20 protein-coding genes and 1 pseudogene are annotated in these 26,466 nt (G+C 44.3%); 10 read left to right on the top strand and 11 right to left on the bottom strand.

Translation table 11 applies throughout. From position 1 onward, the window contains the following. Positions 1-219 precede the first annotated feature (219 nt). From QL982_RS05935 to mmsB, 4 genes are all read left to right on the top strand, one after another. Positions 220-1,380, top strand: coding sequence for an acyl-CoA dehydrogenase family protein (locus QL982_RS05935; protein WP_290162245.1), 1,161 nt, complete (start codon positions 220-222; stop codon positions 1,378-1,380). A gap of 32 nt (positions 1,381-1,412) precedes the next feature. Continuing rightward, a complete protein-coding gene (locus QL982_RS05930; protein WP_290162243.1) occupies positions 1,413-2,195 on the top strand; it encodes an enoyl-CoA hydratase in 783 nt (260 codons plus the stop codon). 60 nt (positions 2,196-2,255) lie between these two features. After that, positions 2,256-3,521, top strand: a complete 1,266-nt coding sequence (locus QL982_RS05925) for an enoyl-CoA hydratase/isomerase family protein (RefSeq protein ID WP_290162241.1) — start codon at positions 2,256-2,258, stop codon at positions 3,519-3,521. Between the two features lie 131 nt (positions 3,522-3,652). Beyond that, positions 3,653-4,588 (top strand): 3-hydroxyisobutyrate dehydrogenase, encoded by a 936-nt coding sequence (mmsB, locus tag QL982_RS05920; protein ID WP_290162239.1) that lies wholly within the window; start codon positions 3,653-3,655, stop codon positions 4,586-4,588. A gap of 266 nt (positions 4,589-4,854) precedes the next feature. Here mmsB and QL982_RS05915 read toward each other — a convergent pair whose 3' ends face one another. Next, positions 4,855-5,613, bottom strand: a complete 759-nt coding sequence (locus QL982_RS05915; RefSeq protein WP_290162237.1) for an IclR family transcriptional regulator — start codon at positions 5,611-5,613, stop codon at positions 4,855-4,857. 604 nt (positions 5,614-6,217) lie between these two features. Between QL982_RS05915 and QL982_RS05910 the strand changes: the two genes are divergently transcribed. Further along, entirely contained in the window at positions 6,218-7,042 is an 825-nt protein-coding gene (locus tag QL982_RS05910) for a hypothetical protein (protein ID WP_290190217.1), read from the top strand. 122 nt (positions 7,043-7,164) lie between these two features. Here the strand turns inward: QL982_RS05910 and QL982_RS05905 are convergent, their stop codons facing one another. The 3 genes from QL982_RS05905 to QL982_RS05895 form a co-directional block, all read right to left on the bottom strand. Further along, entirely contained in the window at positions 7,165-7,980 is an 816-nt protein-coding gene (locus QL982_RS05905) for a 4'-phosphopantetheinyl transferase superfamily protein (RefSeq protein WP_290162232.1), read from the bottom strand. Positions 7,981-8,187: 207 nt separating this feature from the next. Beyond that, positions 8,188-8,706, bottom strand: coding sequence for a peptidoglycan-associated lipoprotein Pal (gene pal / locus QL982_RS05900; RefSeq protein ID WP_290162230.1), 519 nt, complete (start codon positions 8,704-8,706; stop codon positions 8,188-8,190). A gap of 154 nt (positions 8,707-8,860) precedes the next feature. Then, on the bottom strand, positions 8,861-9,499 hold the full coding sequence (locus QL982_RS05895; protein ID WP_290162228.1) for a DUF6231 family protein: 639 nt from the start codon (positions 9,497-9,499) through the stop codon (positions 8,861-8,863). A 394-nt stretch (positions 9,500-9,893) separates the two neighbouring features. On the opposite strand from QL982_RS05895, the gene pepN reads away from it, so the two are divergent. Next, a complete protein-coding gene (pepN, locus tag QL982_RS05890; protein WP_290162269.1) occupies positions 9,894-12,494 on the top strand; it encodes an aminopeptidase N in 2,601 nt (866 codons plus the stop codon). A 117-nt stretch (positions 12,495-12,611) separates the two neighbouring features. Here pepN and QL982_RS05885 read toward each other — a convergent pair whose 3' ends face one another. Further along, positions 12,612-13,694, bottom strand: a complete 1,083-nt coding sequence (locus QL982_RS05885; protein ID WP_290162225.1) for a 3-deoxy-7-phosphoheptulonate synthase — start codon at positions 13,692-13,694, stop codon at positions 12,612-12,614. A 432-nt stretch (positions 13,695-14,126) separates the two neighbouring features. Here QL982_RS05885 and lpxB point away from each other — a divergent pair, with 432 nt between their 5' ends. The 3 genes from lpxB (at position 14,127) to QL982_RS05870 (ending at position 17,869) form a co-directional block, all read left to right on the top strand. Then, complete coding sequence (gene lpxB / locus QL982_RS05880; protein WP_290190216.1) at positions 14,127-15,443, top strand: lipid-A-disaccharide synthase; 1,317 nt, start codon at positions 14,127-14,129, stop codon at positions 15,441-15,443. 22 nt (positions 15,444-15,465) lie between these two features. Beyond that, on the top strand, positions 15,466-16,347 hold the full coding sequence (locus QL982_RS05875) for a ribonuclease HII (protein WP_290162223.1): 882 nt from the start codon (positions 15,466-15,468) through the stop codon (positions 16,345-16,347). 298 nt (positions 16,348-16,645) lie between these two features. Further along, on the top strand, positions 16,646-17,869 hold the full coding sequence (locus QL982_RS05870; RefSeq protein WP_290162220.1) for a CAP domain-containing protein: 1,224 nt from the start codon (positions 16,646-16,648) through the stop codon (positions 17,867-17,869). 186 nt (positions 17,870-18,055) lie between these two features. Here QL982_RS05870 and QL982_RS14535 read toward each other — a convergent pair. The 6 genes and pseudogenes from QL982_RS14535 to QL982_RS05845 form a co-directional block, all read right to left on the bottom strand. Further along, positions 18,056-18,247, bottom strand: a pseudogene (locus tag QL982_RS14535) (IS1 family transposase); the annotation flags it as partial. Positions 18,248-18,504: 257 nt separating this feature from the next. Beyond that, positions 18,505-19,953 carry an alanine/glycine:cation symporter family protein gene (locus tag QL982_RS05865; RefSeq protein WP_290162218.1) on the bottom strand — a complete coding sequence of 483 codons (1,449 nt, stop codon included), beginning with the start codon at positions 19,951-19,953 and terminating at the stop codon, positions 18,505-18,507. 119 nt (positions 19,954-20,072) lie between these two features. Continuing rightward, positions 20,073-21,569, bottom strand: a complete 1,497-nt coding sequence (locus QL982_RS05860; RefSeq protein WP_290162216.1) for an aldehyde dehydrogenase — start codon at positions 21,567-21,569, stop codon at positions 20,073-20,075. A gap of 264 nt (positions 21,570-21,833) precedes the next feature. Next, positions 21,834-22,715 carry a 4-hydroxy-tetrahydrodipicolinate synthase gene (gene dapA, locus QL982_RS05855; RefSeq protein WP_290162214.1) on the bottom strand — a complete coding sequence of 294 codons (882 nt, stop codon included), beginning with the start codon at positions 22,713-22,715 and terminating at the stop codon, positions 21,834-21,836. Positions 22,716-22,819: 104 nt separating this feature from the next. Then, a complete protein-coding gene (locus QL982_RS05850; protein WP_290162212.1) occupies positions 22,820-24,067 on the bottom strand; it encodes an FAD-dependent oxidoreductase in 1,248 nt (415 codons plus the stop codon). A 240-nt stretch (positions 24,068-24,307) separates the two neighbouring features. Then, a complete protein-coding gene (locus QL982_RS05845) occupies positions 24,308-25,330 on the bottom strand; it encodes a proline racemase family protein (protein ID WP_290162209.1) in 1,023 nt (340 codons plus the stop codon). A 331-nt stretch (positions 25,331-25,661) separates the two neighbouring features. Here QL982_RS05845 and QL982_RS05840 point away from each other — a divergent pair, with 331 nt between their 5' ends. Then, complete coding sequence (locus QL982_RS05840) at positions 25,662-26,465, top strand: helix-turn-helix domain-containing protein (RefSeq protein WP_290162207.1); 804 nt, start codon at positions 25,662-25,664, stop codon at positions 26,463-26,465. Position 26,466 lies beyond the last annotated feature (1 nt).

The raw sequence follows: 26,466 nt of genomic DNA, 5'->3' as shown, positions 1-26,466 counted from the left end.
TCGTCAGCTCATTGTTTTTTCAGTATGACATTTTGTGTTTTCGGTATGACGATAATGCGACTTGCGGTACTATTAAACGCAATTTTATTATCGTTATGCCGCTATCAAGACGCCCTAATGTCTTATAAAATCTCTGACCAACCTTTTTATTAGCGCTTTTATCAACGTTTATCCGAGATTTAAGCCCTCTATTTGATCTATAAGAACAAGGATGACCCTATGGATTTTTCATTGACCGATGACCAAGTCGCCTTTCGCCAAACCGCCCGTCAGTTTGCGCAAAAAGAGCTAAAGCCAAATGCTGCTGAATGGGATCGTAACTCGCATTTCCCAATAGATGTGATCAAAAAATCTGGTGAGCTTGGATTTTTGGGGCTGTATGCCAATCCAGAGTATGACGGCTTGGGCTTACCAAGACTTGACTCAGCAATGGTGTTCGAAGAGCTTGCATGGGGTGATACGGCAGTAGCAGCGTATATGAGTATTCATAACATGGCCGCATGGATGATTGGTGAATATGGCAGTGATACTTTGTGCAAAAAATATCTACCCAATATGGTGAGCGGAGAGTGGTTGGGTAGTTATTGCCTAACGGAACCCAATGCTGGTTCAGATGCGGCCTCGCTACGTACCAAAGCGGATAAGCAAGGCGAGCATTATGTACTAAACGGTGAAAAAACTTTTATTTCTGGCGCAGGCTCAACCGATGTATTGGTAGTAATGGCACGTACTGGTGGTGCTGGGCCAAAAGGTGTGTCAGCGTTTGTCGTAGATGCCAATAGTGCTGGCATCGAATATGGTAAAAACGAGCATAAAATGGGCTGGAAAGCACAGCCGACACGGACAATCAGTTTTAAAGACGTTAAAGTTCCAGTAGAGAACTTGATAGGTGAGGAAGGCCAAGGCTTTCGTATCGCGATGAAAGGACTCGATGGTGGCCGTATCAATATCGGTATTTGTGCGGTAGGAACGGCACAAGCGGCGTTAGAGACGGCAACCAGTTACGTACAAGAGCGTAGCCAGTTTGGTAGCCCGATTGCTAGCTTACAATCGGTACAGTTTAAGCTTGCTGATATGTTGACTCAGACCATCGCCGCGCGCCAAATGCTGTATCTAGCAGCTGATAAAGTCGATAACAATGATGGACAAGCGTCTACCTACTGCGCAATGGCGAAGCGTCTATCTACGGATCTTTGTTTCGATGTTGCCAATGAAGCCCTGCAATTACACGGTGGTTATGGTTATCTAAACGAGTACCCACTTGAGCGCCATGTGCGAGACTTACGTGTGCATCAGATCTTGGAAGGCACCAATGAAATCATGCGAGTGATTATTTCACGTCAGGTTTTACAGGATGAAGGGTTAAATCAACTGCGCTAATTTATCTTGATTTACTGAAACAAGGATTATTTATGACGGATTATACCAATCTTAGGTTATCGATTGATGGTCATACTGCTACCGTGACATTGAACAACCCACCAGCCCATACGTGGACGATGAACAGTCTGCCAGCACTCAAACAACTAGTGACTGATTTGAATGCCAATGATGATATTTATGCTTTAATTATTCATGGTGATGGCGAAAAGTTCTTTTCAGCTGGTGCGGATTTAAACAATTTTTCAGATGGAGACAAAGGCCGCGCCATAAGCATGGCAATTGCATTTGGTGAGGCGTTTGAAGCATTGTCTGCCTATCGCGGTGTCAGTATTGCCGTCATCAACGGCTATGCGATGGGCGGCGGACTTGAGTGTGCATTGGCCTGTGATATCCGTATCGCAGAAGCGCACGCCCAAATGGCACTGCCAGAGACAGGCGTAGGATTGTTGCCATGTGCTGGCGGCACACAGAATCTACCTATGTTAGTAGGGGAGGGTTGGGCCAAACGCATGATACTGTGCGGTGAGCGCGTTGATGCAGAGTTGGCGTTACGTATTGGTCTGGTTGAAGAAGTTGCTGCCAAAGGAGAAGGGTTAAAAGTGGCACAAGCACTAGCGCAAAAAGTTGCTAAACAGTCTCCTGTTGCTGTCAGCTATTCTAAATCGCTTATCCAAGCGGCGAGAAATACCCCGCCTGCACAAAACCTTATCCATGAGCGCGAAGCGTTTGTTAAGTTGTTCGATACCAACGATCAGCGTGAAGGGGTACAAGCCTTTTTAGAAAAGCGTAAACCCAATTGGCAGAATAAATAGACTGCAGGTAGGATGCGCTAACAGTCACTTTATTCATTTCAATTTTTGCAGGTACCTTTTATGACAGCAGCGACGAATAATACTAATACCCAAAAGCTGGCAACTAATATAGAACCAGAAGCGCCTGTACTGTTCAGTACTGAATCGACAGATTGCGGTCACTTGATTGGAGTCATGACACTCAACACACCCAAATCGCTTAATGCACTCAGCGTTGATATGTGTCAATTATTGTCAGCACAGCTAGAGCAGTGGCAAGCCGATGATCAAGTAGTGGCGCTTGTGTTAAAAGGTGCAGGGGATAAAGCGTTCTGTGCGGGCGGTGATATTCGTAAGCTCTATGACAGCATGTCTGCCAGTGCGCCAATACCAAACCCTTATGCTACTGAGTTTTTCAGTCACGAGTACCGTCTCTATCGTCAAATGCATTTTTATCCGAAACCACTGATACTTTGGGGCGATGGCATCATTATGGGCGGCGGCATGGGGCTGATGGCAGGATGTAGTCATCGTCTGGTCACTGAGCGTACCCGTTTTGCCATGCCTGAGGTCACCATTGGACTGTTCCCTGATGCTTCAGGCAGTTGGTTTTTACAACGTATGCCTGCCAAAGTGGGGTTGTTCTTAGGACTAACGGGAGCGATGTGCAATGGCAGCGATGCGCTATTGGCCAATCTGGCAGAGTATGCCGTTGCTAGCCATGATTATGACGCTGTCATGCAGCGCCTCAAACAGAGCGATTGGCAAACGGTAGATAGCGCTAGCCGTTCGAATAAGTGCCATGACAATAGTGCTCATAGTATTGTTAGCCGTGCACTTGCTGAACTACCTATTGCCGAACTGCCTGATAGTAAGCTAGCGACATATTGGCAACCTATTCAACAGTTGATGAACCGTGGCGGTCTGGCTGATATTGATGCGCTGCTACAAAGCGATAAAGCGCTGACACAGCTAAATAAAGATTTTGCAGAAGACAGCTGGACGCAGCGCGCAGTTGCAACCTATCGTCATGGCTGCCCAGTGACGGCAGCGTTAACTTATACGCTTTATCATAAAGTCGCCGATTTATCGATTGAACAAGTCCTGTATTTAGAAACCAATGTCGCAGTACATTGTGCGGCCAACCCTGATTTCAAAGAAGGCGTGCGGGCATTATTAATTGATAAAGATAGAAATCCCAAATGGTCGCGTTCATTAGCAGACTGTCTGAGTGTAGAAGGGCAGGCATATATCGATCAGCACTTTGTCAATCCTTATCCAAAAGGTGAGCATCCTTTGGGCGATTGGCTAGGTAGTGACGCTTTGGGTAGTCGATACGTCGGCTAGTTGCCTAAAAGAGATTTATAAAGTAGGACATAAGCAATATTCACTAATAAACACTGTTAAATAGTATGTAGCAATAGTTACATCATAAATCATCAAGGAGTGATGAGATGGGTACAAAGGATACAAGTACAATGAATAATAACACCACTAAACCACATATTGCCTTTATCGGGCTTGGTAACATGGGTGCGCCAATGGCAGAGAATTTATTGAAGGCAGGTTACGCGCTATCTGTCTTTGATTTGTCTAAGGCTGCGACCCAGCGTCTACAGCAAGCAGGTGCTAGGGTGGCAGACAATCCTAAAGATGCTGCGAGTAACGCTCAAGTTGTGATTAGTATGTTACCTGCAGGTCAGCACGTACATTCTGTGTACTTGGGTGATAGCGGCTCTAATGGTTTGCTTGCAGAGCTGCCAAAAGGCACGCTTGTGATTGACAGTAGTACGATAGCGGCTGCTGATGCAAGGACAGTGGCAGAGGCGGCAGATAAACTTGGCATCGACTTTTTAGATGCACCGGTCTCTGGTGGTACGGGCGGGGCAATTGCTGGTAGCTTGACCTTTATCGTTGGTGGCGACGATAATGCTTTTGCCAAGGCTGAACCGATACTTGCCGTGATGGGCAAAAATATCTTTCATGCGGGCGAGCACGGCGCAGGACAAGTGGCTAAAATCTGTAATAACATGCTATTAGGTATCTTGATGGCAGGGACGGCAGAGGCGATTAATCTAGGCGTCAAGAACGGTTTGGACCCTAAAGTGCTATCAGATATCATGCTACAAAGCTCAGGCCGTAACTGGACCTTAGAAGTTTATAATCCTTATCCACAAGTCATGGAAAATGTTCCCTCCAGTAACGGCTATCAAGGTGGTTTTATGAGTAAACTGATGCAAAAAGATCTGAACCTTGCGATGCAGACGGCTCAAGACACTCATGTAGAAACCCCCATGGGGGCAAAAGCGACCGAGCTATATACCTCACATACTGTAGAGAATGGTGATAAAGACTTTTCTAGTATTATGGGACGTCATGACGTTTCGCTATTGTCTTATACGCGATACTCTTAAATATCGCTAGGGCGTGTCTTCAATTCACTCGATAGTTATCTAAATGGGCTAAAAACAGCTAAATTTTGCCAAACATCGTCAAATAGCTGGTTAATATCCAGATATTATCTGCACTATTTTCCTCGTTTGACGGCAATTTATCTCATTTTTGAAATGAAGACACGGCCTAGTAATTCCTGCTAATAAAAACAATGTACTGGCTAAAAAGAAAAAGGACGACGCTAGAATCATAGCGTCGTCCTTTTTTTGATGACCAATCTACTGTGTTAGCTTTGCAAATCATACACGAGGGTTTGGATATCCTGTGCCGCTTTTTGCAGTCGTGGTACATGGGTCAATAGATCATCAAGTGAAACCCGTATGGTTGGTGCATGCAGATATAGTGAAGCCAGATAGCGTGACTTTTTGTCTAATATAGGTACAGCCACCGCTACCATCTCAGAGATAAATTCCTCATTGTCGATACCAATGCCAGTATCAGCGATACGATCAAGCTCAGCATTCAATGCATCAATATCGGTAATGGTATTTTTGGTGAATTTATCTAATGGCAACCCTTGTAGTATTTTCATACGGCTAGCCGTCGATATCTGGCTCAAATATAGCTTGCCTGTCGCCGTACACCACATGGGTGATTTTGCTCCGACAGGAAGATAAATCTGTAGTGGTAAGGTCGTTTGAGCACGGTTGGTATAGATCATATTCATATGATAAGGAATACCAATGCCGCAAGTTTCCTTTAACTCGTCAACCAGCTTTTGCAAAATCATCTGCCGTTCGTTAAAAAATAACCGTTGCTGCCAGAGCTCAACGCTCAAATTGCGTACCCGCTTACCAGGAATAATCCCGCCACCAATATCGATGGTCACAAACCCTTCATCAACCAAATTTTGAATCAAACGATGGATGGTTGGTTTAGGAATATCTAACTCTTGTGACAGCTCAAGTGGAGAAAGAGGCTTGGAAGCATAAGACACCGCTTCAATAATCTCTAAAACACGGGTAATCGATGATACTTTAGGCATATATATATGGCTCAATAGGAATAAAAAGGAGACAGCATGGAACATGACAAGGTCTTTAATACACAATCTTCTGACATATTTTTCTACCTTCTAATTTAGCATAATATGACGCTTAGACAAGGCATAGTTGCCTTAGCTGGCCATACTATTGCTCTTTGAACACACTATAGTACAAAATTTTTGTGACAGCCGTGCTCATCTCATTATTTATCCAAAAGCAATCATTACTACATCAACTCACAAAACACAACAAACAGTAGTAATAAGCTATATAACTGTCATTGAACAAAACCAAGAGGAAGGGCATTATGATGACATATTTTGTAATACCCTTACATAAACATTAAGCAACTCAATATTCGTGTCTGTGCTGTTTGGTTACTTTAAGAGCATTGTGTAACAGAAAGTCGAAGTTTTACGGATTGGTGTAGTAATTATTACAATACCTATGCAATCTTTACATAATGGCAAATAAAAAGCGTTCTTATAGGGGTGACTTTTTAAGCCAAAATTGTTTTAATCTGCTCAACAAAATGATCGATTTAAAAAAAGCTAAATTATCATTTTTTATGGGCGACTTATTTCACACTTTAGGAGAGTATTTATGAAACTTATTAAATTAACAGCAATTACTGCTGCCGTATTAGCATCAACTGCCGCATTGGCTGCTGAGCCAGTTATCGTCGTTGATGACAATGATGCGGTTGTTTATGAAGCAGAACCTGCTTCTTATGCATATGATGCTGATGCTGGTATGGTAAGTAACACGACGGGTGCTGTCGTTGGTGGTACTAAAGGTTTCTTTAGTAAAGTAGTGAATCCAGCATCTGTAAGCGCGGAAGTTGGCACTTTAGGTTATGGTGCTAATATCGGTTGGTCACTGAACGAAAAAACTGAATTACAAGCTGGTTGGGCAGGTGGCGATGTTGCTGACCTTTTCGGCGGTGATTTTGACGCAAATGACATCAATTATGATGTTGATAGTGATTTTAGCAATCCTTACCTAGGTGTGCAATTGCGTCCTACTGGTAACTGGTTCACGATGGGTGCTGGTATCATCGTTCCTGACAACGATATTGATGTGCGTGCAAATCCTGAGGGAAGTGGTGACGACGCGTATTATAGCGTTAATGGTGAAGAGTATCTATTAAGTGACGTAGGTGCTTTAGAAGGGACTATTGAACATCGTAACAAGTTAGCACCTTACCTAACAGTTGGTTTCCGTCCTAATATTACTAACAATTTTGGTTTGTTTGGTGAAATTGGCGCAGCATATATGGGTAAAACCACTGCAACAATTAATCGCGTAGCTGGTAATACTAATCCAGATGCAGAACTTGTAGCTGACCAAGCTGAGAAAGATTTAGAAGATAAAGATTGGTTAGAGTGGTTCCCAATTGTTAAACTTGGTGCAACTTACCGTTTCTAATCTAATCACAGTTTAAATACTGTCATTAGCAGAAAACAAAAAAACGATCCTTCTTAGGGTCGTTTTTTTATGCTTAAAATAAAGTATTGAAAATATTTTTAAAACGTAGGTTTGACTTTCACTCAGAAAACAACGATAGTTTCCTGTGCGTGTAATGTGGCAACACGGTAAGCAGAGCGGTGGCGAGTTTTTTTTGTCTCATTGGATATAGAAAAAGAAAGGGATTTTTTATCATCCTCAATTAAGCTAGGGATAAGGGTGGAGTAATCCATACCCAATCCTTGAGCCAATGTGTATTGGTTGATTTTGATAAAACTTTCTTTTATTTGCCACAGTAATTTGGCCGTGTTATCACGTTGCTCGGTTGAGAGCTGTTCTAAGAGAGCAATCTCGTTTGCTGAGTAAAAACGCCTGACCACATGCCAAGCAATATTATTGCTCTCTATATCGATGCCAGCAGGACGCTGACGACTAATGACGACCGCTATTTTGCTAGGTAAATTCTGGCCAGTTGTCTGATTTGACTTTGTAGTATGCTTTGAATGATTAGCACCCGTATGACTAAAACACACATAATACTGACTGTTGACGAGCCGATAGGGGAAGCCTGACTCATCTAAGGTGTCATTGACTGACAGTTTTTTAAGTAGCTCTTGCAATAGTTGCCTGACGCCTTGCCGCTGCTGCTGACGTTGTTTACGCGCTAGAGCAGGTACTGAGTGTCTAGGTGCTGCTGTCGCCACCTGATAGTACCAATTTAGGCTATTGAACTTAATGATGTCTTTACACGACGTATTACATGATGATAACCATAATGACTTGTTCCACAAGCTTCCAGTGACTAAATGACTCACTGATTCGCTCACTTGAGCCGTCACACACCATGTCGTGGTGTCGAGTTGAGTGTACTGTATCCGGGTGAGGTTAGAAGTCGGCATATATTACTAGTCATCAAAAACGATTGTTATAGAATTGAATATATAAGAATGTGCAAGTTTGAACCTTATTTATTTGATACGTAGATAGTCATATCTCAATAGCTATGTCTAAATAATCTATATTTAATTATCTGGTCAAAAATAATAAAAGCCCAGCAATATATTATTACTGAGCTTTATTTAATCATCGAACGTTATAAACAATGCTTAGTAAGATAACTCGGCACGACGATTTTGTGCATAAGCGTCTTCAGTGTTGCCAGCTGTAGCAGCGCGCTCTTCACCATAGCTGATAACACGGATGTTGTTTGCATTAACACCTTGTGCTGCAAGGTAGTTACGAGCCGATTGGGCACGACGTTCGCCTAGTGCCATATTGTATTCACGGCTACCGCGCTCATCAGTATGACCTGCGATAACCACACCAGCTGCTGGGTTTGAATTTAGCAAGCTTACGTGTTGATTCAGGACACTCGCTGATTGAGCCGTAATTTCACTGCTATCAAAGGCAAAGTAGACCACTGCTTGTAGGTTCTCAGCGCTAGCAATAACCGCATTCGAGTTGCCTACACTGACAGCACTGTTATAGCCACTGTATCCACCTGGGATACCTAGCGGGGCAACCACAACTTCCGAAGTAGACCGCTTGGTAGCACAACCAGTGGTTAGTGCAACCGCGCTTGATAGCACAGCAAGAACAGCGATCTTAGAAAAACTGATTGACATGACGAGCTCCTAAAACTTTAATTAATTAAAATTGTTTTTTTAAACTGCTTACGAAAAAGTTAGGCAATTGCTATCTATCATATACTAAATGTTACTTTATGTAAGTAGTATTACTGTAAATAATTCTAGAATTTACAGATAGATATGCGGCATATTACCATCGATGTTTGCCCCAATTCTCAGGATTGGCCCAGTAGTCTGCATTGAGCCAATTCGGTAGTTGTTTATAGTCATATAGATTAAACTGCCAAAGCGTTGCAGTGACGGTTGACGAGGTGATAGAGTGAAAATTATCGGCGTCTAGAAGTGGCTCACTTAAAATATTAAATGGGGTAAAGCCATACGGTTTTAAATCTACCGAGCTGTCTAAGGCAATCAGCAAATGTGCTGCATACAAATCACGGTAGCGCATCAGTAGCGGTACATAATGTTGTAATAATTCTGCTGGCAAAGTGGGTAGCCAAAAGCAAGCAAGCTCATAACGCTCAGGCAGGTTATGCTTAGCAAGTTCAGCCAGTGTCGATAGATGCCATGCATCCCTTGCCATCTCAGCACTGTCCTTTTCAACACTATCCTTTTCAACACTATTCTTGATAGATTCATTATCTCTAAGCTGTACTTGCAACGCTGACAAATCTTGATTGCCATGTACTACCCATAATAACTCAGCACTATCATTGCTAGACTCAGTTGGCAGTTGTACTTGAGTCGTTAATGAGGGCAAAAGGGCATCAACATATGCTATTAATAGTGGTAGAGTAATGTCTGAGCGACTGGCAGTGTGCTTTGTCATATAATAGGCCGTTTGTTAAATGATGGGTCGTCAATACGACCATTAAATCATTTTCAGCAACATTATCCAATGGATAACGCATCACTTATTTTTATCACCGTTTTCAAAAGGAGGAAACACGCTAGTCTGCTATTTATAGTACGCTCACTTGCCTGCTTTGTCTCTACATTATCTTGAACCGACTATATCTCAATATCCACACTTGAAATCTAATGATTTAGGTCAATCTAGGTTGGGTCATCAATTTTCCTCATTTTAGACTTCACAATCTAAACAATGACACACCCGAGCTATAAATTTGACGAGAAAGTATATTTAACGAATATTATCACCAATAATAATAGGACGCCATATGTCTACTGCTGAAACCGCTGCTCAAATCATCAATCCTGAAATGCCAGATGTACCGCCACACACGCCTAGTAAGATTAACTTAAAAGACTATCAAAAACCGAGTTTCGATGTCGATACCGTTCATTTAGATATTAAGCTGTTTGAAGCGTATGCGCAGGTAGATAGCACGCTTGAGATGGTGCGTCAGACCGCAGGGGATATCGTTTTATTTGGTGAGTCGTTAGAGTTGCTAGCGATTGCCATGAATGGTGAGTCATTGACCGCTGAGCATTATCAACAAGAGGCTGGTCAACTGACCATTTATAACGCCCCTGCTCAAGTGACTTTAGATATTCAAGTACGCATCTGCCCACAGACCAACACCGCGCTTGAAGGTTTATATATGGCAGGCAGTGGCGACGATACTATGTTTGTCACTCAATGTGAGCCAGAGGGTTTCCGCAAGATTACTTTTTATCCTGATCGCCCTGATGTACTAGCGATATTTACCACCCGACTGGAAGCCGACAAGCGTTATCCGACCTTATTGGCCAATGGTAACTTAGTCGAAGCAGGCGAAGTGGCCGATGCACCAGACCGTCACTATGCGATTTGGCATGATCCAACCAACAAGCCAAGCTATCTATTTGCTTGTGTCGTTGCTGATTTGGATGTGCTGACGGATTCTTATACGACGAGTGAAGGTCGAGATGTCCTGCTTGAAATATACGCAAAGTCTGCCGATATCGATAAATGCGATGTGGGTATGCAAGCGCTAAAAGACGCCATGAAATGGGATGAGGTCAATTATGGCCGAGCCTATGATCTAGATCGCTATATGATTGTGGCGGTCAGTCAATTTAATATGGGTGCGATGGAAAATAAAGGTCTCAATATTTTTAACACCGCTTGCGTGTTATCTAGCCCTGAGACGACCACTGATGCCCGTAGTTTTAGCGTAAAAGCCATTATCGCTCATGAGTATTTTCATAACTGGACAGGCAATCGTATTACCTGCCGTGATTGGTTCCAGCTGTGTTTAAAAGAAGGCTTTACCGTTTACCGTGATCAATCATTTTCAGCAGATCAGCAGTCAAGTGCGGTACAGCGTATTGATGACGTGGCCACCTTGCGTGCGCATCAGTTTAGCGAAGATGCAGGCCCATTAGCACATCCAGTACGTCCAGAGAGTTTTGTTGAAATTAATAACTTTTATACGACGACCGTCTACGAGAAAGGTGCTGAAATTGTGCGTATGATTGCCAATACGTTGGGACCAGATGATTTCCGTAAAGGAACAGATGAGTACTTCCGTCGCTATGATGGACAAGCGGTAACGGTTGAGGACTTTCTATCAGCGCTTAGTATTACTGATGACAAAATCGAGAATTTTATTGATTGGTATCGTCAGCCTGGTACGCCAGTGGTATCGGGTTCTCAAACTTATGATAGCGCAGCGCAGACGCTAACCATCACCTTGAATCAGCAGACACGCCATGTGAAAGGCTTTGATGCGCCAAAACCATTGCCGATACCTGTAGCAACCGCCTTATTTGACAACGACTCAGGCGCTATCGTCGCCGAGCGTATGTTATTGCTTGACAAAGCGACACAAACGTTTGTTTTTGAAAATGTCGCCAGCGAGCCTGTTGTATCTTTACTGCGTGACTTTAGTGCGCCCGTACAGCTCAATTATGATTATCAAGATGCAGACTTGGCATTTCTGCTTAAGCATGAAACCAATGGGTTCAACCGCTGGCAGGTCACTCAAATGCTGGTAAACCGTATTTTACTGCAAGGACAAGGTGCGAAGAGCAGCCCTGAGGTGTATTTGGAAGCATTGGCGCAGACGTTGCCCGTCTTAGCGGCTGATGATGCGATGCTAGCGGCACGATTGCTTGATATTCCATCAGCGCAAGAGTTGGCTTCTGCCATCCCTGCAGACTACGATCCAGTGCTGGTTAAAGAGCAGCGCGATGGGCTATACAAGCAAGTAGCTGATAAATTAAAGGACCAATGGGCTGAGTTGTACAACAACTTGCCAATGCAGTCTTATGAGGACAGCGCTGAAGCACGAGGCATTCGTGCGTTGCGTAATGTCGTGCTTGATATGGCGTTGACTGCCAATGTGGATGATGCAGCCGACTGGGCACAACAGCAGTATGACAATGCCAGCTGTATGACTGAGCGCTTTGGTGCATTGAAGGCCATGGTCAATCATCAATTGGCAGGTGCAGATAAGTACTTAGCAGACTTCTATGAGCGTTTCCAAGCAAACGATCTGGTTATCGATTTGTGGTTCAGTGTACAAGCTGCGGCTGACGACGTGACGCCTGATATGGTCAAGTCGCTACTGACGCACGCAGATTTTGATTGGAATACCCCTAACCGTGTCCGTTCGGTCATCAGTGCTTTTAGCTCGCAGCCAACGGTATTATGGACGGCAGAAGGTCTAGAGATGTATACAGGCGTGATTCAGAAATTAGATGATGCCAACCCTGTATTAGCGTCGCGCTTACTGCAAGTACTGGCACGCTGGAATACGTTGGCTGAGCCACGTCGTCAAATGGCGCATGAGCAGCTGGTAGATTTACAAAAGAATGTCTCATCTAAGCATGTGCTCGAAAGCTTAGAGAGCGTGCTAGGTGCTGCAAATAGCTAGTTGATAGCAGTATGAAGTGAGTTAAGACAGAGTGTTCATAAATAAAAAGCCCCTTTTGCACTAATGCGAAAGGGGCTTTTTATTATTTGCTCGACGACAAACTATCACTGATGGCTATTAACGATTTGGTAGTATATCTTTTACCATGTCACGTAAGCTATGTAATGCTGTGACGGTGCTGTCCCAATCTAGGCAACCATCGGTGATCGATTTGCCATACTCAAGCTGACTCAAATCAGCAGTCAGTTTTTGATTGCCACCTTTTAAGTGGCTCTCAATCATCATACCGATAATTGATTTATTGCCATTTTGAATCTGTTCGGCAACGTTTTTGATAACCATCGGTTGTAAATAAGGGTCTTTACCGGAGTTGGCATGGCTTGAATCAATCATGATCTTGCTATTGGTTTTGCCTTTTGCCAGCTCATTTTCAACTTGAGCGACCGCAGTTTCATCATAGTTAGGTTTGCCATTACCACCGCGAAGTACCACATGCGCGTAAGGGTTGCCTTTAGATTTGATGATAGAGACTTTACCGTCTGAGGATAGACCTAAGAAGCTATGACCTTCCTTGACCGCTTGCATGGCATTTACAGCCACTGTCATACCGCCATCCGTACCATTTTTGAAGCCAACTGGGCAGGACAAGCCTGAGCTCATTTCGCGATGCGTTTGGCTCTCAGTGGTACGTGCGCCAATGGCTGACCAGCTGATTAGATCCTGTATGTACTGCGGCGTATTTGGATCAAGTGCTTCGGTCGCGCAAGGGAGCCCTTTTTCATTCAGATCCAGTAGCAATTTACGAGCCGTGCGCAAGCCTTTTTCTATATCAAAGCTGTCATTCATATCAGGATCGTTGATCATGCCTTTCCAGCCGACCGTCGTACGAGGTTTTTCAAAATAAACACGCATGACCACAAATACACTGTCTTCGATTTCTTTTGCCAATACGGCTAAACGATCGGCATATTCGTGAGCGGCTTTGATATCGTGAATAGAGCAGGGGCCAATGACCACAAACAAACGCTTGTCTTTACCGTCCAAGATATCTTGGATAGTATTACGACCTTTTAGTACGGTGTTATACGCGTCGTCTGACAAAGGCAGCTCGGCTTTTAGCTCGGCAGGAGTAATTAAAGGAATAAATTTTTCAATATTCACGTCGTCAATATCTGCATTATGGGTAACTGATGTTGTCATGATTATATATCGTCTAGCTGATTTATAGGAATATTCATTATGCGGACAAAAGTGTTGGTTGACAAGGGCAGTCGGACAGTTAATTGACTGATAACTGGAATGTAGAAACCAAAACTTAGTTATACTTGTATACACTTAGCGCGATATTTGCCGTTCCAAATGCACGTTTAGCATTTCGTTTTTCCGTCTATTAATAAGAGTTAGTTAAATTTGGGGTGCTAGACGTTCAGCTCTTATGCGTGAATTTAGCTATTTGTATCATCGTCACGTATGATAGCAACATCAACGATAAGTCGCTAAAATCATGACGTGAAAATAATAAGTACGTACAATGCGTATTGAGCATAAAGTGCATCGCTGGTTTGCCACGTTATATTCTATAATAATGGTCGATTTATTTTATTTGTATATTTTTAATATTGAGAGCTTGTCATGACAGATTCTGCTACGTCTCATCACCATACTGACCTCATTCATCAAACAGAGACGGATACTCAGATACCTAACATACACGCTGCGCCGTTAGTGATAGCCATCGTCGCAGGTGAAGTATCTGGTGACAGTTTGGGTGCAGATTTTATGCAGCAGATGAATAACCTGCGTGATGATATTGTCTGGGTAGGTGTAGGCGGTACAAAAATGCAAGCGCAAGGATTGCAGAGTATTTTTCCATTGGAACGCTTGGCAGTGATGGGTCTGGTTGAAGTTGTGGCGCAGCTACCCGATTTGCTCAAGGCGCGCCGCGAGCTACTGAGTGCGTTTAAGACGGCCAATATCGACTGGTTCATCGGTATCGACGCCCCTGATTTTAATTTACGAGTATCCAAAAAACTTAAACCCCAAGGCGTGTTCTGTGTACAGTATGTTAGTCCTTCTATCTGGGCGTGGCGCGAGTCGCGTATCCATAATATTAAAGCGGCGACCAATTTGGTATTATGTCTGTTCCCGTTTGAGCTGCCAGTGTATGAGCGACATAATCATCCAGCGGTTTGTGTGGGTCATCCGCTACTACGAACCATTGACCAAACATTACTCAACAGGCCAATCAATCAACGTCGCAGCGAGTTGGTCTGGCACAATGATGGATTGCAGCAGTTTTTCATTGAACGGTTCGATGATGTGAGTCAGCTTATTTGTGTGATGCCAGGCTCTAGGCGCGGTGAAATCACGGCTATTTTGCCATTGATGCTTGATGGCATACAAAAGCTCATCCTGTTAGATCTCAAGCTATGCTTTATCATTCCAACGGTCGATCAAAACCATCAATACATTGTTCAAGATGTGATTGATCAACGCTCAGAGCAGCTGCGTGCCGCGATTGTGGTCGTCTATGATGATACCCAACCAGAGTTTAGCCAGCATGCAATGGCCGCATCAGATATCGTGATGCTAGCGTCTGGGACAGCAACGTTAGAAGCGATGCTGCTTGAACGGCCCATGGTGGTGGTCTATCAATTGAATCAGCTAACTTATCAGATTGCCAAGCGCTTGGTAAAAGTGCCTTATGTGGCATTGCCTAACATATTGGCTAATGCGCCGATTGTGCCTGAGCTTATTCAAGAGCAGGCGAGTGGCGACAATATTTGCCGTACCGTAATGCGTCTGTTGCAACCACGTGCCTATGCCGAGCAATTACACGACTTGCTAGTGACAAAGCAGTCACTACAGCAGCAAAGCAACCATGAGCCTGCAAACAGTGTGATTGAGCAGTGGTTTATTCAAGATAGTAATACCGTCAACCCTACCTAAACGAGAAAGACTGCCTAACATTATGCATATTCAACACAGTACAGAAACCCCATTCCAGACAATTGATATCGATATTGAAAGCATTGATGTTAAAGGGCAGTATATTCAATTGGCGACGCCCATACATTTATATGGTCAATTAAATACCTCTGAGTTGTTCGTTCAGTATTTGACTCAGTATAGTCAGCAGTCGGAACCATCAATATTACAGATTGGTGTCGATGAAGCAGGGCGCGGGCCATTACTCGGTAGCGTCAATGTTGCCGCGGCGATATTACCGGCGACTTGGTCAGGATTGATTGAGGCGCAACCACTCAAAGACACGCCATTGTCGATACTGACGGACTCCAAACAACTGAGTGAAAAAAAGCGTGATATCCTTTACCCGCTGGTTCAGCAGCATGCAATTGGTTATGTCATCGCCGATATACCAGCCGCGGTTATCGATCAAGTAAATATCTTGCAAGCAACGATGCTCGGTATGCGCTTATGTACCGAAGCGTTATTAGAGGCAATTTTCAAACATTTTTCGATGACTGAGAAAGTCGAAAGCACCGCGTTTGATGCATTACAAATCGAAGTATTGTTTGATGGGAATCGCTGTCCTGACTTGAACTATGAGGCGGTGAAAAAATTAGGCGTAGTGCCATCCACAATTGACTGCCAAGCATGGGTAAAAGGGGATGCACGCCATACTAGCATTGCAGCGGCCAGTATATTGGCAAAAGTAAGTCGTGACGAAATGATGTATGCATTGGATGCTCAATATCCAGAATACGGTATCGCCAAACACAAAGGCTATCCGACGCGAGCTCATATGGAAGCCATTGAGCGACATGGTGTTTTGTCCGCGCACAGACGTAGTTTTGCACCAGTAAGGAAGGCGCTAGAAGACACGCCCTAGCAACCAAAAACCTGCCACTTGTAAATAGCAATTGGCAGTTTTTTTGAAAAATAACGCGCAAAAGTTCGTAGGTTGTAATACAATAAGTGCTGTGTCACCATAAAATACTGTTAAATCAACCACTAACACTCATGTTAATGACTTTTATTCTTATTATTATTCATTAACAGATTGTAGTCGATTCAAGCTAATTTAGAGACAAGAAAGGCAAGCGAAGACACTACAAATAGTAGGCTGAGCGAGCGTGATACCTATCCAATTTAGATGAGATTGACTACATTATATTATAGGACGAGAAATGACTGCTAATACCCCTCAAAAAAATCTTGTTGCAGTATTATTCTTGACGGTATTTTTAACTGCTTGTGGCGGAGGTGGTGATTCAGATAGTAGCTCTACCTCTGCCAATGTACCCGATAGCCCACAGGGTGATGGGATTACTGAGTCACCGACTTCTGAGCCCATAGATTCTGCACCGATCATACCTACTGACAAAAACAATGAACCAGATAATGAAGGTGGTGAGCCAACTGATGACAATGTACAGGCAGTATTGAGCGCTAATAATCAGTTTAGTCTGGCAAGAACCAGTTGTGGTCTAAACGGTTTATCCGTTGATACTGAGCTAAATGATATTGCTGTTCGGCATGCAAACTATATCAAATATGTATTTGCCAACAGCGTACCAACCAGTTTTAACGTGCATTTTGAAAATGAAATCAGCAGCGTTACGGGTACAAACAATCCTTTTTTTGGCGGATTGGATCTGTCAGATCGATTGGTAAGCGCAAGCTATCCTAATTCACAATATGGTGTCACTGAAAACATTGCACAGTCTGTTTATTATAGTTCAGCAGGCAGTTTTTTGAGCTCGGAGATGGTAGCAGGCTCTATGGCAAAGTCGTTGTTAGCAGCGCCCTACCATTTGCGCTCTTTGATGTTGCCTACCTCAAGTGTAATAGGCACAGGGATGGCTGTTTATAAGCCCAAAGATAAAACCCCTGCTAACAATCAAGGCTATGTTTTGGTCAGTAATGCTTCAGCCACCAAAACCACTGCGACCAAGACGCTTGCAGGTGTTCTTACTTACCCATGTCAAGATGTGACAGGGACAGTCACTGCGCTATACAACGAGACCCCAAGTCCAGTTAAAGGCTCTGGACGCAATTTGCGTACCGATCCTATCGGGCAGCCTGTTTATATCAACATGCCATCTGCTGATACAGTTAAAGTCAGTAACGTTAAATTCCGAGATGTGCAGCGTAATATAGATGTGCCCATTCAGTTGCTTGATTTTGACAACGATCCGTACAAAGGTACTAATTATGCACTACCAACGAATGAAGCCTTCATTTTGCCATTGACCGATGCACTCAAAAGCTGTGAATCAGGGGCTAAAAAAGGTGGAAATTGTGGACTCTATGGTAATAGCAAGTACAAGGTCAGCTTTGATATATTGATTGACAATGAAACCTTAGAAAAGCAGTCATTTATTTTTACTACTGGTAAAGTGAACTACTAAGAAACGTTCAGCACACCTTACATATGTTATAAAAAGGTCTGAATCATATAACTGGTTCAGACCTTTTTAATCAAATGATTTTGGTTATCTTTGTATAAGATGATTAGGGAAACAGCAGGTTCTTCTAACGGCTCGTTTTAGTCGGTGTATAAGACAGCAATTATTGCCTTCTAAACCTACGGTGTGCTATTTACCAACCCGTTTATTATCTGATTTAAAGGTGGTTAAGAAACTGTCCCAATTGTCCATATTAATATAGCTGTCGCTTACTTTAAGATGCTTGAGCCGAGAATGCAGCCTACTTGGTGTGGCTGAATCACGTTGGCCCCAAGCGTAAGTCACAAGTTCACTGGTGTCAGGATCATAAGAATAGATGAGCCAAACTTTACGCTTTTATTGACCCACGTAAGTCCAAAATCCATCAGCCTCTAAGCGCTCATAGCAACGCTTCTTAGGCCTAATCCTATAAATCGATGAGCTTGAAATTCGTACTGTGACAGTCGGGGCAGCTGATATATTTGTGTTTTCATAACCTCAAATATATCAGCTTGCTACGGCGTTACCCTCCTTAGCCTACTTCTTGTCGTACTTTCACTCGGCTGCCTTGTACCCGTTTTAGCGTTGTTTGACTATATTTAACGCTTATCATATTTATCACTGTATGTTACCCAAAAATCTGCATTTTCAATGCCGACTTTGCGAGGGTCAAAGACAGGGTCTAACCCCAGTTTCTTTTGCTCATCAAAATCTTTCAGGACTTTTGAGGCGGTTTTGCTCAGTAGCAAAATAGCGATAAAGTTAAGATAGCACATACTGCCAAAGCCGATATCACCCAATGCCCACATGACGCCTACAGACTGCATACTGCCAGTCAAACACACTGCCAAGAAAATAATTTTTAGTAGAGGCTTGAGTACAGGATAACGCAGTTTTTGATCAAGATAGACCAGTGTGGTTTCAGCGATATAGTAATAGGCAATCAGGCAAGTAAACGCAAATAAGAAGATAGCAATCGCCACAAAACCGCTGCCGTACTGACTGAATACGGTGGAAACAGCGGCTTGGGTAAATGCTGTGCCTGCTTCGATGCCTGGCATATTTTCTACCAGCACCAAACCTTCTGCAGGAATCACATTGTACATGCCAGTTGATAAAATCATGAGGGCAGTGGCCGTACAAACCAGTACAGTGTCGATATAGATTGAAAAGCTTTGGACTAGGCCTTGTTTGGCAGGATGGGAGACTTCGGCAGCGGCTGAGCTAAAGGTGGCTTCACCAGCACCAGCCACGTTAGAGAATACCGCACGGCGTACGCCCCAAGAGATCGCTAGACCGACGATACCACCAAAAACGGCATCCATACCAAACGCGCTTTTGAAGATAAGGGCAAACATCGCAGGTAGGTTTGAGGCATTAAATATCAAAACAATTATCATCATCAAGACATAGCCAACCGCCATCACGGGCACGACTTTACCAGCAAAGCCGGCAATACGTTTTATGCCACCAAAGATAATAAAGGCCAATAGGGCAACGATAATCACGCCAGTCATAACAGGAGGGATATTAAAGGCGGTGTTAAACGAGTCAGCAATGGTATTGGCTTGGACGCCAGGCACCAACACGCCATAAGACAAACAGGTCACCACCGCGACCAAAATAGCAAACGGCTTCATCTTAAGCCCACGCTCAATATAAAAAGGTGAGCCGCCACGATATTGATCATCAACCGTGTGTTTATAGACTTGTGCAAGAGTCGATTCAACGAACGCACTGGCACCACCTAATAGTCCCATGACGATCATCCAAAAAACAGCGCCAGGGCCACCAGCGGCGATGGCTGTTGCCACCCCAGCGATATTGCCGACACCGATTCGACCGGATAGCGCCATACTGAACGCTTGGAAGGAGCTGATACCTTGGGTTGACGTTTGCTTATCGAATAATAGTTTTATCATCTCTTTGAAGTAGCGAAACTGTACCCCGCGTGTCAGCACAGTAAAGTAGATACCGACACCGAGCGCTAAGTAGACTAAAGCATCGCTCCATATATAACCAACCAAGGTATTAATAATCGCTTCCATGGTCTTACTTCCTTGTAAGTATGTGATTAAAGTCTTAAATGATTGCAGCTGTTGTTACAGTGGGTGAGTACAGTCATATCAATTGTGTGTGGTATGACTGTACTTATTGAATAAACGGGTTAATTAACCAGCCAAATGGTCTTGGTCTGTGCGTACTGTGCTAACGCTTCTAACCCATTGTCACGACCGCCGAATCCTGATTGTTTATAACCACCAAAAGGTGTGGTGATATCGCCCTCTGAAAAACCATTGATAGAGACGGTGCCTGCTTTGATGGATGAGGCCACACGATAAGCGCGCTTGATATTTTGTGTGTAAAAAGATGCCGCAAGCCCATAATTGGTTTCGTTGGCCAATCGGATGGCGTCTTCTTCAGTCTCAAAGCTCGTCACCGCCAGCAACGGGCCAAAGACTTCTTCTTTAAATAAGGTCATGTCAGCACTGACATTGTCAAAAATAGTCGGCTCGATATACCAGCCACTGCCCATGTTGTCATGAATGCTGCCACCTGCCACAACCGTTGCGCCTTCCTCTTTTGCGACTCGTAGATAATGGCAAACCTTGTCAAAATGCGCTTCTTCTATCATAGGGCCAATGGCGGTATCAGGATCGTAAGGTGAGCCGACTTTCCAGTCTTTGAGTCCTTCTTTGAGCTTATTTAGCAGTGTTTGTTTTTGGCTACTATGAACCAATAAGCGTGAGCCACAACTACAGTTTTCACTCATATTCCAAAACGCAGCTGATAAGATATCGTTGATAGCAGCATCATCGAGTACGGCATCATCAAAAACGATTTGCGGACTTTTTCCGCCGCACTCTAAGACGATTTCTTTTAGGTTGCTTTGTGCTGAGTACTGTAAGAATAAGCGTCCGACCTCAGTGGAGCCAGTGAATGACACCATGTCAACGTCCTTATGTTGACCGAGCGCTGCACCGACATTTTCACCAAGCCCGCAGACCATCTGTAAGGCTTCTTTTGGCACGCCTGCTTCATAGGCAAGCTCGGTTAATCGGTAGGCAGATAAAGAGGTCAGCTCAGCGGGTTTTACTATCACAGAGTTGCCCATAATAAGAGCAGGGGCGACTTTCCAAGCGTACATTTGGGCTGGGAAGTTCCAAGGCAATACCGCACCAACGACCCCGATAGGTTCTTGAACAATAAGCCCTAGCGCACTGCTACCAGTCGGTGCGACCTTACCAAACACCTTGTCAGCGGCCTCGGCATACCATTCAAAAGTCTCGATCGTCGCTGGCATGTCAGTATTTAAGCATTCCGTAATTGGCTTACCTGCATCGACACAATCTAATGCTGCCAGCTCATCAGAGTGCTCATGCATCAATGCACACCAGCGCTGCATGATGGTCTTGCGCTCAGCAGGTGCCAGACGCCGCCATTCACCGTTTTCAAAAGCATTGCGAGCGACTTGCACGGCAGTATCGACATCATCGCTAGTGCCCGAGGCAATCTGCCCGATAACACTGTTATCAATTGGCGTGTAATTGTCTAAGGTAGCTTCTGATAAGCCATCCGCTGCTATCAAGTGACCCGCCCATAATTGCTGTTGTTTTGCGGCTTCAAATACTTGTTCTTTGGTAGAGTGTTGTTTAGTGCTCATTTTTTAATCCTTATCTATGGGCGTGCCTTCAATTCATTCGATAGTCATCTAAATAGGCTGAATCTTGCCAAACATCGTCAAATAGCGGGTCAATATCGCGATATTATCTGCGCTATTTTTCTGGTTTGACGGCAATTTACCTCATTTTTATCATCATTTTTGAAATGAAGACACGGCCTAAGCTTGATGACATCGATTGGAGGTTTGAATACGGCGTCAAACTTGGCGTGGGTTATCCTTAACATTGCATTTATAAACTAAGTGCTATTTAGACAGTAACGCTAAAAATGCTGCTTTTTCGTCGTCCAGCATGTTAGTCAACGGCACACGTACGGAGCCAACATCCATGCTGCCTTTCAAGCAGCCCGCTTTGGCTTTTTGATTGTAATTGCCAGATTCCATAGAGTGGATAGCAGGATAAATCTCGCTCATGATTTGTTTGGCTTTTTCCCAGTCACCTTGTTGGGTCGCATTAAATAGGGCAACTTGCTCTGCTGGGAACACATTCGCTGCGCCTGCAATCCAGCTCTTTGCGCCCCAAAAAAAGAAATCAACGGGTTGATCGTCGCAGCCACAAACCACCTCAAAGTCATCAAAATTCGCTTGCAGCATGCGTAGGGCATGGCTAAAGTCGCCACTGCTTTCTTTTACACCAACGATATTTGGGTGCTTGGCTAAATGAGCAACGGTATCGAATTCAATGGCAACGCCCACACGGTCAGGGAAGTTATACATAATGATTGGCAGTTCACTGGCATCCGCGACTTTTTCAAAATGCGCGATGATGCCATCTTGCTCAGGCAAGCTATAAGGCGTGGCAGAGAGCATAAGCCCGTCATAACCCAAGGCTTTGGCTTGTGCGGCCAGTTCAATAGAGTGATCCGTCGATAAGCTATTGATACCAGCGACCAGAGTGACTTTGTTTCCAGCCCCTTTGTCTTTGGCAGCCTCGGCGATAGTCGTCAGCACGAGCTCGCGCTCTGCCGCCGAAAACGTATAGTACTCACCCGTGGTACCGCAAGCGACGATACCAGCAACGCCTTTTTCGATAAAGGCTTCGACCAGTGTGGTTAGTTTTTGTGCATCAACGTCGCCGTTGTTATCAAAAGGGGTGACGATTGGGACTAAAATTCCATTTATGTTCATGAGATTATCCTTATTGGTGTTGATATCTTTAATGGTTTGATGGGTGATGATTCAATGATGAATCGGTTGGTTTTGACTTTGTTTATAACGGTTGTATCAGGTGTTTATTTAAAGCGCGCCAGTTGATACGGTTTTGGATCAATCGTATGGTCTTCATCAAAATAATACTCGGCAATCATTTGCGCACTAACGACGGCTTGTGTTAACCCTAAATGCTGATGACCGAAATTTAAAAACACGCGATCCACTTTATCGATGATGGGTAGAGAGTCAGCTGTTGAAGGGCGAAAGCCCATCCATGACACGCTATCCGTCGCATTTAACGGTGTTTTTAACATGGGCTGTGCCTGCTGCAACAGCATAGTGGCCTGTTGCATATTGGGAGGCGCATCAAGCCCTGCGTATTCTACGGTGCCAGCCAAGCGTAGTCCGTCCTCCATAGGCGTCATGATAAAGCGCCGATCCATGCTCGAAACAGGAATCTGCAAGCGTGTGCTTTCTTGCGGTAGCATCAGATGGTAGCCACGTTCGGTCTCTAACGGCACGTTGACGCCAGTTAGTTGTTTGGCAAGGGTTTTTGAGTGTGCGCCTGCCGATAGCATCACTTTGGCAGCATTCATGTCACCCTGACTGGTGGTTAAATGGATACCGCTGCTATTGACGGTTGCATCCAGTACACGGCAGTGCTCAAAGACCTGACCACCCAACTGCCTAAAGGTATGGGTAAGCTGCTTTATGACGGCTTTTAAGTTGGTAATATGCCCTGTATCTGGAAAAAATAACGCGGCCAATTGATTGTCTTGTAAAGCAGGTTCGCGTGCTAACAACGCATCTTGGGTCAATAACTCATTGGTCACACCGATATCATTTAGGCGTTTGGCATGTGTGTTTAATAACGCAATACTGCTCGGTTTTTCTACAGTTAATAATGAGCCGTTGACTTGCACCCATTCATTCAGCTGCCACTGAGTGGCAAAGTCTTGCCATGCTTGCAGACTGCTTTGGTTTAAGCTTAATAATGCTTGATGAATGCGTGCAAATGGCTCGGGACGCATATTCAGTAATAGCTGCATCGCCCAAGGCATCAGTTGCGGCAAGTAACGCCAATCTAAGCGCAGCGGCCCTGTCGGGTTCAACAACATGGCGGGGATATGGCGGAGCATACTGGCATCGGCAATGGGGAAAACTTGCTCGGTTGCGATATGTCCAGCATTGCCTAGTGATGCGCCTTGACCGACTTCATGAGCGTCTAGCAGTGCGACCTGTACGCCGCGCGCTTGCAACGTTACCGCAGCCGCTAGGCCAATGATGCCGCCACCAATAATATGCAAGTCGACGTTTGAGGTAGTCATGGTTTTTCTCGATTATGTTCTTCTGATTTAGGGCGTGTCATCAATGAGCACATTGATACATTTAGTGGCCTTAAAATGGCTAAATTTTGTCAAACATCGTCAGAAATCTTGTCAATAGGTTCATATTTACGGCGATAAGCCTCACAATCTAAATGAGGACACGCCCTAGCGTGCTTTACGGTTCAGCTACTATGCGTTTATCAATAAACTTGCTATGTAATCAATAATACTGAGCGTCGGTTATGACGGAATGCCCCATTTAAAAGGATCGTCTTCTTGTACGATGAGCAGGGTCTCAGCACAAACATGGGCATAACCACAAATCGTCGGGACAATCCTCGGCTCAAGGTGAGTTAGGTCATTTGAATTATTGTGGTCATTTAAACTATTGAGTTCATATGGGCTATGGCGATCAGTTGCATACTGATAACTGCCTGTAAATACGCTGCCGACTACGCCTTGTTGCTGCCATGGTTGTTCAGGTGCTAGACGATTATCAGCCGCTAGGCAAGCAAGCTTGGCACTGGTGCCTGTGCCGCAAGGTGAGCGATCATAAGCGCCGCCTGGGCAGAGCACAAAGTTTTTGCTATCCGCTTGGGCGTCATCGCTATCGGCAAATAACTCGATGTGATCAATCTCGCCACCGTCTTCGCCTGTGATGTTGGCGGCGATGAGCGCTTGTTTTATTTGTAGGCAGATATGGGTCAATGGTTTGACATTGCTGGCGTGAATATCTTGCCCATGATCGCTGACTAAAAAGAACCAATTGCCACCCCAAGCGATATCCCCACGGATTAGGCCTACATTTGGCACTTGAACAGCCACTTGTTTTTTATAACGATAAGACGGCACGTTTTGCACGCTACAACTGCCATCATCATGTAAGGTTGCCTTGACCAAACCTACTGACGTCTCTAGCCAATGCTCGCCTGCTGATATTTTTTGTTGATAAGCCAGTGAGGCAATCACACCAATCGTGCCATGCCCACACATGCCCAAATAACCCGTATTATTAAAAAAGATAACGCCCGCTGTGGCATCAGGGTTGGTGGCAGGCAGCAGTAACGCGCCGACAAGGACCTCATTGCCACGTGGCTCCAATATGATGCTTTGACGCAAATGGTCGAAGTTTTGTTTGAAGCATTGCAGCTTGTCTTGGATCGTGTCGCCAGTGAGATCGGGGAAGCCAGCATAAACCATCCGTGTAGGCTCGCCACCCGTATGTGAGTCGATAATTTTGAAATTGAATAACGTAGAAGACATGACGGACACCCTTATTCATCCTTGAAAAATTACATTCCATTATTGTGCAACAGACCTAATGCTGCACAATTAGTCGTCCTCAACTGATGCTCAGTGGTTAAGGTCTATATATAGAATGGACGTTTTTGCAAGGAGCGTCTTGCTGTTTTTTCATGGATAAATGCGCATTTCTGCACAGTGTCTCGGTGTAGACTAGGGAGTGTCCTCATTTTTATGACCGTTAAAGGAGGATTGCTTGAGATGCAGAAATGTCTATAAAGTTAGGAATAAACTTCTGCGAACGATTGATGTTTGGCTGAGTATGAAATTGAGAGAATAAGGATGATATAAAATGATGGATGTCATAGAAGAGACCGTGATTGCGCCCTTTACGGCATCATTGCAGCAGCAAATGACGTCGTATTGCCCAGACAGTAGCGAGGCATTTATTGGCAATGTCTCCTTATTATTACCTTTGCTTGATACGCTCAAAAATGTGGTGTTTTTTGTGAAGGATGAGCAGGCACGCTATCAATTGGCAAACCGAACGCTCTTAAAACGTTGCCAGTTGAGTAAGCATGAGGAGATTGTCGGTTTTACCACTGAGCAGGTATTTTCTCACCAGCAGAGTAAGGATTATATCTTGCAAGATATGAAAGTATTGCGAGATGGCAAGTCAATCATTGATAATTTAGAGTTGCACAGTTATGCGTCTGGTCAATTGGGATGGTGTATTACCAACAAACTGCCTATTTATAATAACACTCAACAAATAGTGGCAATGGTTGGGATATCGGTCGATATCGATGAAGACAATGAGCGTGTTTTGCGCAAACATGCTCGTTTGGCTGAAGTCGCTCAGTTTGTCCGAGCGCATCTTGATCAAAAAATCAATGTTTCTCAGCTAGCAGAATTGGCCAGTTTGAGCGTGTCGCAGCTAGAGCGTACGTTTAAGGCAGTGCTCAATATGTCGCCATTACAGTTTGTGCAAAAGCTGCGCTTAGAATATGCGGTTAAGCTGTTGGCGATACCTGAGATGTCGGTCACTCAGGTATCGTTGAACTGTGGCTATAGTGATCATAGTGCGTTTAGCCGCCAGTTCAAACAGTTTACAGGCTTGTCGCCCAGTCAGTTTCGCCAAATACATTTATCATAAA

This window comes from Psychrobacter sp. 5A.1 (assembly GCF_030407455.1).
GTDB lineage: Bacteria > Pseudomonadota > Gammaproteobacteria > Pseudomonadales > Moraxellaceae > Psychrobacter.
Note: the sequence above shows the minus strand (reverse complement) of the source record. Positions and strands in the feature narration are given on the sequence as shown.

Coding starts and splice junctions, on each gene's coding strand:
- pal (WP_290162230.1), bottom strand. CDS start 8,706: ATGTCAATCAGTTTTTCTAAGATCGCTGTTCTTGCTGTGCTATCAAGC.
- QL982_RS05910 (WP_290190217.1), top strand. CDS start 6,218: ATGAAACTTATTAAATTAACAGCAATTACTGCTGCCGTATTAGCATCA.
- QL982_RS05865 (WP_290162218.1), bottom strand. CDS start 19,953: ATGGAAGCGATTATTAATACCTTGGTTGGTTATATATGGAGCGATGCT.
- QL982_RS05860 (WP_290162216.1), bottom strand. CDS start 21,569: ATGAGCACTAAACAACACTCTACCAAAGAACAAGTATTTGAAGCCGCA.
- mmsB (WP_290162239.1), top strand. CDS start 3,653: ATGAATAATAACACCACTAAACCACATATTGCCTTTATCGGGCTTGGT.
- lpxB (WP_290190216.1), top strand. CDS start 14,127: ATGACAGATTCTGCTACGTCTCATCACCATACTGACCTCATTCATCAA.
- pepN (WP_290162269.1), top strand. CDS start 9,894: ATGCCAGATGTACCGCCACACACGCCTAGTAAGATTAACTTAAAAGAC.
- QL982_RS05875 (WP_290162223.1), top strand. CDS start 15,466: ATGCATATTCAACACAGTACAGAAACCCCATTCCAGACAATTGATATC.
- QL982_RS05915 (WP_290162237.1), bottom strand. CDS start 5,613: ATGCCTAAAGTATCATCGATTACCCGTGTTTTAGAGATTATTGAAGCG.
- QL982_RS05925 (WP_290162241.1), top strand. CDS start 2,256: ATGACAGCAGCGACGAATAATACTAATACCCAAAAGCTGGCAACTAAT.
- QL982_RS05850 (WP_290162212.1), bottom strand. CDS start 24,067: ATGACTACCTCAAACGTCGACTTGCATATTATTGGTGGCGGCATCATT.
- dapA (WP_290162214.1), bottom strand. CDS start 22,715: ATGAACATAAATGGAATTTTAGTCCCAATCGTCACCCCTTTTGATAAC.
- QL982_RS05885 (WP_290162225.1), bottom strand. CDS start 13,694: ATGACAACATCAGTTACCCATAATGCAGATATTGACGACGTGAATATT.
- QL982_RS05935 (WP_290162245.1), top strand. CDS start 220: ATGGATTTTTCATTGACCGATGACCAAGTCGCCTTTCGCCAAACCGCC.
- QL982_RS05930 (WP_290162243.1), top strand. CDS start 1,413: ATGACGGATTATACCAATCTTAGGTTATCGATTGATGGTCATACTGCT.
- QL982_RS05870 (WP_290162220.1), top strand. CDS start 16,646: ATGACTGCTAATACCCCTCAAAAAAATCTTGTTGCAGTATTATTCTTG.
- QL982_RS05895 (WP_290162228.1), bottom strand. CDS start 9,499: ATGACAAAGCACACTGCCAGTCGCTCAGACATTACTCTACCACTATTA.
- QL982_RS05840 (WP_290162207.1), top strand. CDS start 25,662: ATGATGGATGTCATAGAAGAGACCGTGATTGCGCCCTTTACGGCATCA.
- QL982_RS05845 (WP_290162209.1), bottom strand. CDS start 25,330: ATGTCTTCTACGTTATTCAATTTCAAAATTATCGACTCACATACGGGT.
- QL982_RS05905 (WP_290162232.1), bottom strand. CDS start 7,980: ATGCCGACTTCTAACCTCACCCGGATACAGTACACTCAACTCGACACC.